This window comes from Ligilactobacillus equi DSM 15833 = JCM 10991 (assembly GCF_001435735.1).
GTDB classification, from domain to species: Bacteria; Bacillota; Bacilli; order Lactobacillales; family Lactobacillaceae; genus Ligilactobacillus; species Ligilactobacillus equi.
Genome location: NZ_AZFH01000170.1, coordinates 1 through 228, shown reverse-complemented (window position 1 = coordinate 228; position 228 = coordinate 1). Strand labels below are relative to the sequence as shown.

The window sequence follows — 228 nt, the reverse complement described above, 5'->3', positions numbered from 1 at the left end:
ATCGTCAACGTTAGTAACTTTGCCATTCGAATTACTCTTTTGGACATTGTCCTTAACCTGACCCTTTTCATCATCGGTTAAGTGACTGTTATCACCTACTGGGGTCTTGGTCGTTGGAATTACAGGTTTGTTCTTAGATGCATCAGTTTGACCGTTATTTACATTGTCAATTGCTTTATTGATATCCTTAGCAGCTTCATCAATATCCTTCTGACTTGCATGCGGATC

General features: G+C 39.5%; 1 protein-coding gene. It reads right to left on the bottom strand.

Translation table 11 applies throughout. From position 1 onward, the window contains the following. The coding region (locus FC36_RS12230; RefSeq protein WP_420843342.1) for a hypothetical protein at nt 1-228 on the bottom strand (228 nt) is incomplete at both ends.